6 protein-coding genes and 1 pseudogene are annotated in these 6,659 nt (G+C 53.1%); 3 read left to right on the top strand and 4 right to left on the bottom strand.

The features are described 5' to 3' along the window. Positions 1-809 (bottom strand): polysaccharide deacetylase family protein (locus tag Q0628_RS05610; protein ID WP_298768966.1); only part of this gene is annotated, 809 nt, incomplete at its 3' end. A gap of 209 nt (positions 810-1,018) precedes the next feature. Between Q0628_RS05610 and Q0628_RS05615 the strand changes: the two genes are divergently transcribed. Both Q0628_RS05615 and Q0628_RS05620 read left to right on the top strand, forming a co-directional pair. Then, positions 1,019-2,959, top strand: a complete 1,941-nt coding sequence (locus Q0628_RS05615) for an SUMF1/EgtB/PvdO family nonheme iron enzyme (RefSeq protein WP_298768968.1) — start codon at positions 1,019-1,021, stop codon at positions 2,957-2,959. Then, entirely contained in the window at positions 2,959-4,017 is a 1,059-nt protein-coding gene (locus tag Q0628_RS05620; RefSeq protein WP_298768970.1) for a histidine phosphatase family protein, read from the top strand. The genes Q0628_RS05615 and Q0628_RS05620 overlap by 1 nt, the downstream gene beginning before the upstream one ends. 53 nt (positions 4,018-4,070) lie before the next feature. Here Q0628_RS05620 and Q0628_RS05625 read toward each other — a convergent pair whose 3' ends face one another. The 3 genes from Q0628_RS05625 to frr are packed head-to-tail and all read right to left on the bottom strand — an operon-like array spanning position 4,071 to position 6,201. Next, on the bottom strand, positions 4,071-4,952 hold the full coding sequence (locus Q0628_RS05625) for a phosphatidate cytidylyltransferase (RefSeq protein ID WP_298768972.1): 882 nt from the start codon (positions 4,950-4,952) through the stop codon (positions 4,071-4,073). Then, on the bottom strand, positions 4,945-5,655 hold the full coding sequence (locus Q0628_RS05630) for an isoprenyl transferase (protein WP_298768974.1): 711 nt from the start codon (positions 5,653-5,655) through the stop codon (positions 4,945-4,947). Before Q0628_RS05630 ends, Q0628_RS05625 begins: the two co-directional genes overlap by 8 nt. 12 nt (positions 5,656-5,667) lie before the next feature. Further along, positions 5,668-6,201 (bottom strand): ribosome recycling factor, encoded by a 534-nt coding sequence (frr, locus tag Q0628_RS05635; RefSeq protein WP_298768976.1) that lies wholly within the window; start codon positions 6,199-6,201, stop codon positions 5,668-5,670. Between the two features lie 119 nt (positions 6,202-6,320). Between frr and Q0628_RS05640 the strand changes: the two are divergent. Next, a pseudogene (locus Q0628_RS05640) lies at positions 6,321-6,659 on the top strand (30S ribosomal protein S12 methylthiotransferase RimO); the annotation flags it as partial.

Consider the following 6,659-nt stretch of genomic DNA (forward strand, 5'->3'; position numbering starts at 1 on the left):
CCGTCCTGCGGTTCAATTTTCGAGGCCTTGCGTTCCTTGATGTACATGGCGACATTACGGAACGGTGCGACCCAGATATCCTTGTCGTTCTGCTGAGCCCACTTGAGAGCACCTTCAATAGCGCTGATATCTGTCGGCGAATACGATGCTCCGCCATTGTTCTTCCCCTGGAAACCATGTGTCAGGAACATCACCCAACCATTGCTGTTAATAGCATTTTGCATGAGTCCCGTAAAGTCATTCGTAGACTTGATGCTGTTCTCAGCACCCGTCATGGCCGCAGGAACCTTGGCCCAGTTACTCGGACCATCTTTACTCATCACATCGCTAGGGATTTGTGCCCAGCTGGCATTGCAAACTCGACCCGCAATATAGTTCTGCAGAACCTGCCGCTCATCGGGAACATTGCAGTTCGGGTAAGCAAGGGTTATGCATCCGTATTTCTGATTGATCTTATCGTTAATATGGCTCTTTGAAGATGCAATTTCACTATTGGGCATAGCACCATTACCCGGATGGGAATCACTATGGCTTGCCATCTCATGACCAGTATCTGCCATTTTTTGGAAGCCACTCCAGTCCGGAGTATTCCACCCCGCAGAGACAATCAGATTAAATGTAGCCTTATAGTTGTATTTATCAAACAACGGGCCCGCGTCGCTCACATGGCTCGGGGCGCTATCATCAAACGTGAACGAGGTAGCCCCTTTGCGGAAACCCGACCAGGTTGCAATTTCTGCATTCTGTGCGTAAATCATGGAAGCGCCCATGGCAAGCACGGTCGCAAAAGTCAACTTTTTATAATCCATATCCACATTCCTCTTTTTTATCATAAATATATATAGGGGTCGCATAAAAGGGCATATCTACAAAGCAGTTTGCGTTGTTCGCCATTACAACACCACGGCAAATCCAGCATAGGAACAGAGCACTCCTTGTTTAAAAGTTTTTACTTTGATTTATTCGCACAAGAGTGTATTTTGAATTTGGGTTGGATTTTTTACTCGAAGAGGTGCCTATGCGCAGCTATTTTTCGGGTGTTTTGGCGGTATACTTTGCCGTCGGGATGTGGGGTTGTTCAGAATCGTCAAACGACGACATTTCTGCAGCAAATAACGAATCGTCTATCGAAGGCGAGGGAAATTCACCAGGTGAAGGGCTGTCGTCCGACAGCTTTTCAGGATTGTTGTCTTCGGGGGATTTTCTTAACGAAATATCGTCGCAAAGTTCCGGAACAGGTGACGGGACTTCGAATACGGACATTTCCGATAGTTCAAATTCCAGCGTTCCCGGAAGCTCGAGCAACACGGAGTCTTCGCATTCGGACAATAGTTCCAGTTCAACGGAATTTACCTATGTGGCTCCGGCCACCTTCTCCGACACCGTAAACGGAGCGGTGTTCAACATGGTGTATGTCGCGGGCGGCACGTACACGCGCGGATGCGATAACTGCGCCGAGCAGGACAAGATTTACGAGACGCCTGCGCACAAAGTAACGGTAGACGCCTACCACATCGCGAATACCGAAGTCACCATCGGGCAATGGAACGCAGTGATGGGCGGCAAGAAAAACGCCTGGGAATCGGACAAGGCGCCCAAAATCGGCGTAAGCTGGTTCGACGCGAACAGTTTCGCCTGTAAACTAGGACAAATCACAGGGCACCAGTACCGACTGCTGACCGATGCCGAATGGGAATTCGCGGCGCGTGGCGGCAAGGACGGCGTTCCCGACAACTTCAAGTTCTCGGGAAGCAACAGCGTCGATGATGTGGCGTGGTATTCCGAAAACAGCGGCGGCAAGGCACACGACGTGGCGACCAAGAAGCCGAATAAGCTCGGGCTCTACGACATGAGCGGAAACTCGTGGGAATGGGTGTACGACTGGCTCGTGGGCTATACCTCGGGCGACAAGGTGAATCCGGTGCAGCTCACCGGAAGCGGGAACAAGACGCGCCGGGGCGGGAGTTACGGCGAACCCGCGGAGTTTGCGCGGGTTAGCCGTCGCGCCATCCGCAGCCGCGATGGCGCCGCCGACATGGGGTTCCGTATCGGCATGTCGGCGGAACTCCCGCCGGGCATGGTGAGCCCCTGCGAAGCGGCGAACCCTTCGGCCGCCGCCTGCCAGGGCGACAAGAACCGCGACTGCCGCCTGATTACCGCGGCCGACGAAGCATGGATAAGCGACGACTACACCGTAGTCATCGCCGAAGACGGCAACGCGGCGGTTTCGGGATTCCCGAACGTGTCGGGACAGTGGTACACGCTGAATAACCGCAGCTTCAATGTCGTTACCAAAACAGGCACCAAGACTTACGCCTACTATGTATTCAGCCAGGACGAACTCACCATGATCAGCGACGACGGCATTCCCTACCGCCTGTACCGCCGCTCCATGAGCGAGGCGAAAAACAAGGTCTCGCTCACTTCCGCAAGCAACCCGAAAACACTTGCACAGCTGATTGCCGCAGTGGAACCTGAGCGCCTCGTGACCGACGAGCAGCTTGCCCACCCCGACACGAGCGTACGCGACCCGCGCATCGCCGCCGCAAGCGGATACACGTGGTTCTTTGACGGGCGCTGCTGCGGGGGCAACCACAAGTACCGTTTCCATCTTGATAAAAATGGCGATGCGGAATTCGTGGTAATGGACTACGACGACACGCACCACGAGAACATCCTCGCGAAGGGCCGCTGGTTCACCGTCGGGAACATCGGGCTACACATCGTCCTGAACGGCAAGTACTTCAACTACCTCTACACCGCGGGCGAACGCACCATGAGCTACAGCGAGTACATGCCGGCAGGGCCCATATTCTGCCACATCTCGTTCCAGAGCTACGAACGCGGGGACTTCCGCATTTTCAACAAGACTGTATTCGACGACAAGATCAAGCGACCGCGCGGTTTCAACGGAGAAAACCCCGTGTACGAACCGGGTGAATACCAGTGGGGGTCGTAATGCGCGTCTTCATTTTTGCCATGTTCGCTGCAGGCGCCATGCTCGCCGCTTGCGGCAATACGGATTCTTCATCAAATCCGGTCGTTACTGAATCTAGTTCACCTGACCTGGACCTTTCTGACTCCGATAACTTGCTTACAGGGTCATCTGCGCTAGATTCGCCGGAATGGTCGTCGTCCCAATCGTCGGCGACCACTCCGGTTTCATCTTCCAGCGTTCAACAACCGCATGGGTATTCGTCCTCGATAGAGGAGCAAATCAGATCGTCCTCTTCCACAGTTGTCATTCTGGAATCATCGAGTTCCGTGGACTCTGCAGCCGCCATAATCGAGCTCGACAAGGACGGATTTGCGACCGTCGCTGACGTTTACAGAAGTCTTTCGCCCGACGAAAAAGCGGTTTTCATCATCCGGCATTCCGAACGCGAAGACGCCGTGGCGATAGAGACCGAACTCACCGCAAATGGCGTAAAGATGGCGCAGGATTTGGGAGCAACACTCAAGAGCGACGAGGAATTCAGCTACATCACCTCGGGATTCGTGCGCACGAACGAAACCGCGAACAACATATCGAAAGGCCGCGGCGAAGCGAGCACGCCGAAGCTAATCACGAACTACGACATCACCGGCAACTGGTTTCTGAAAATCTCTGCGGATTCGCTTGCGCAATACGCGACAGGGCTCGGCATGAAGGGCAGTTCCGTGGAACTCATGGCACGCTGGGCATACGGAGAGCCCTACCCCGACGCACTCTACGAAATTATACCTCGCGCTCAGGAATTCATGGAGAACGTCATCCTAAAGAACTTGCCCAAGTGGAAACGAGTAAGCATCATGGTTTCGCACGACATATTCGTCATGCCCTTGGCCGTATTCGGCTCCGAAGGGAAAGTCGCACTCAAGTACCACGAAGACTACCACTGGATAAACTACATCGCAGGACTCGCCGTCATCATCGACGGTGAAAACAACTTGCGCTACATCCCTGTGAAAGGCGCCGATTCCGGCGTCATCGACTACCTTGCCATCTACATGGCAGAGCATGGAATTAAGAAATAGGAAAGGCGGACAAATGCCCGCCTTCAAATTTTCCACTTCGTTCTTCGTTTGCGTTACGCGATTTTCTGGAAGAAATCCATGAGCAGGTAAAGAGCAGGTGCAGCAAGGAAGAAGGAATCGCAGCGGTCGAGCACGCCTCCGTGACCGACAAATAGGTTGCCGGAATCCTTGGTGCCGCTCCAGCGCTTGAGGGCAGACATCAACAGATCGCCCACCTGGCCCGCGACAGTTACCAAGAGGCCAAGGCCAATCGCCTTCGCCCAGTCGATATCCACGTTGAAGCATCCGAGAGCAGCACTGCACTTGGCCCAGTATGCCACCCAAGCGACCGTCGCGACAGAACCCGCCACAGAACCTTCCCAAGTTTTCTTGGGACTGATGCTTGGAGCAAACGGGTGACGACCCAAAGGACCCTTGCCAGCAGCAAACTTGCCAAAGAAGTACGCCACCGTATCGCAAAGCCAGACACCAGTCATCACCAGAATAAACGGATAGCAATGTTCAAAGCCTTGACCATTTCCCATCATGAGTACGTTCATACCGCCCCAGAGCCCCAAGTACAGCGGAGCTCCGAGCTGCATTACGAGCCACGGGAAAAGATGATCGATTTCAACCTTTGCAAAGGCGACACCGATATAGATTGCAAAAATCACGAGGAAGGTCATGCCCACTACGTAGGGCACCGCAGGAAGACCGAAGTAGCTTCCCTTCGAAAGCGCCCATGCCAGCGTGAGCGCGAGCGATGCGGCAAAAGAAAGATACCGCATATCTGGGCCCTTGTACATCTTGGACACCATGCCAGCCCATTCCCAAGCACCGACACCGGCGATAAAGCACATCAGGCCGATACGGCTGAAGTCGTTAAACCACAGCAAGCCAAACACTATCGGAATAGCGATAAAAGCCGTAATCAAACGCTGCGCTAAGTTACTCATGTAATACCTTCCCAAATCGTCTTTCGCGAGTTTTGAAAAATTCTACAGCCTTCAGGAATTCATCCTTGCTGAAGTCAGGCCAAAGCGTGTCGGTCACGTAGAACTCGCTGTAGGCTGCCTGCCAAAGCAGGTAATTCGAAAGCCTGAACTCGCCTCCCGTTCGAATCACAAGATCCGGGTCGGGAGCACCCTTTAAATACAGATTTTTTGCAAATAAACTTTCGTCGATATCTTCGGGCTTGATTGTACCCGCCGCAACAGCGGCGGCAATAGCCTTCGTGGCATCCACGATTTCCTGACGGCCACCATAAGAAATGGCAAGGTTTAGCTGCATGCCCGTGTTGTTCGCCGTCTTGTCAATAGCGGACTGCAGGCTTGCACGCGGTTTTTCAGGAAGTCGCGCCATATTGCCGATGACGGTGAGCTTTACATTCTTTTCCATGAGGTCTGGAATTTCCTTGACGACCATCTCGATCAGGAGATTCATCAGGTAATCCACTTCCTTGGAAGGTCTGCCCCAGTTTTCGGAACTGAACACATAAAGCGTCATGTGCTCGAGCTTAAGGTTTACGCCCACCTCGACAGCATCGATTGTCGCCTGGGTACCCTTGCGGTGGCCCAGGAAACGTTCGAGACCGCGGCTGCGGGCCCAGCGCCCGTTACCGTCCATGATGATGGCTACATGTCTAAGCTGATTGCCCACAAAGACCCCGGACTACACCTTGAGGATGTCCGCTTCCTTTTCGGCAAGCAGGCTGTCGATTTTCGCGATAGCCTTGTCGGTCGCCTTCTGGATTTCGTCCTGTTGCTTCTTGACTTCGTCTTCAGGCAAGTCCTTGTTCTTCTTGAGGGCGTCGTTGGCATCGCGGCGAATGTTGCGAATAGCCACGCGGCCTTCTTCGGCATGCTTGCGGGCGATCTTTGCAAGTTCCTGGCGGCGTTCCGTGGTAAGAATCGGCAAGCTCACGCGGATGCAGTTGCCGTCCTTCATCGGGGTAAGGCCAATGTTTGCAGCAAGGATAGCCTTTTCAATCGGATCGACCATGGTCTTTTCCCATGGGGACACGAGCAGCATGCGCGGTTCCGGGACAGAAACCTTGGCCACCTGAGAAATCGGGGTCGGCGTACCGTAGTAGTCGATGCGCACATCGTTCAGGATAGCGGGGCTAGCCTGGCCAGCGCGGATCTTGGAAAATTCACGTTCGGTGGCCTCGATGGCCTTGTCCATTTTTTCGGTATATTCTGCCATAGTTCTTTGCGTGTTAATAGTTTTTAGTTATCAGTTACTAGTTGCGAAATATAGATAATTGAAATTGCAAATTCCAAATAAAAAGAGCTTTTACAAGAGAAAATTCTAAATTTGGCAATATGCCCACAAAAAAGCCCAAAGTTTTCGTCGTCCACTTAGGATGCGCCAAGAACCAGGTCGATGCAGAGAACCTGGTCGGAGAAATGCTAAACGCCGGATTTGTGACCTGCGACAGCGCCGCCAAGGCGGACTACATTCTGGTGAACACCTGCGGATTCATCGAAGCCGCCAAAGAAGAATCCATCAATGCAATTCTCTCGCAGATTAACGGCAAAAAAACGAAGCAGAAGCTGATTGTGTCTGGTTGCCTCTCTGGCCGCTACGGCAAGGAACTCGAAAAGGAAATCCCTGAAGTTGACTACTGGATTGGCACCTACAAACCGGGTGAACTTTTGAAG

The organism is uncultured Fibrobacter sp., from assembly GCF_937877005.1.
Taxonomy (GTDB): Bacteria; Fibrobacterota; Fibrobacteria; order Fibrobacterales; family Fibrobacteraceae; genus Fibrobacter.

What these genes read in the sequence shown, in the direction of transcription:
- Q0628_RS05615 (WP_298768968.1), top strand. Translation starts at nt 1,019, where the DNA reads ATGCGCAGCTATTTTTCGGGTGTTTTGGCGGTATACTTTGCCGTCGGG.
- Q0628_RS05620 (WP_298768970.1), top strand. Translation starts at nt 2,959, where the DNA reads ATGCGCGTCTTCATTTTTGCCATGTTCGCTGCAGGCGCCATGCTCGCC.
- Q0628_RS05625 (WP_298768972.1), bottom strand. Translation starts at nt 4,952, where the DNA reads ATGAGTAACTTAGCGCAGCGTTTGATTACGGCTTTTATCGCTATTCCG.
- frr (WP_298768976.1), bottom strand. Translation starts at nt 6,201, where the DNA reads ATGGCAGAATATACCGAAAAAATGGACAAGGCCATCGAGGCCACCGAA.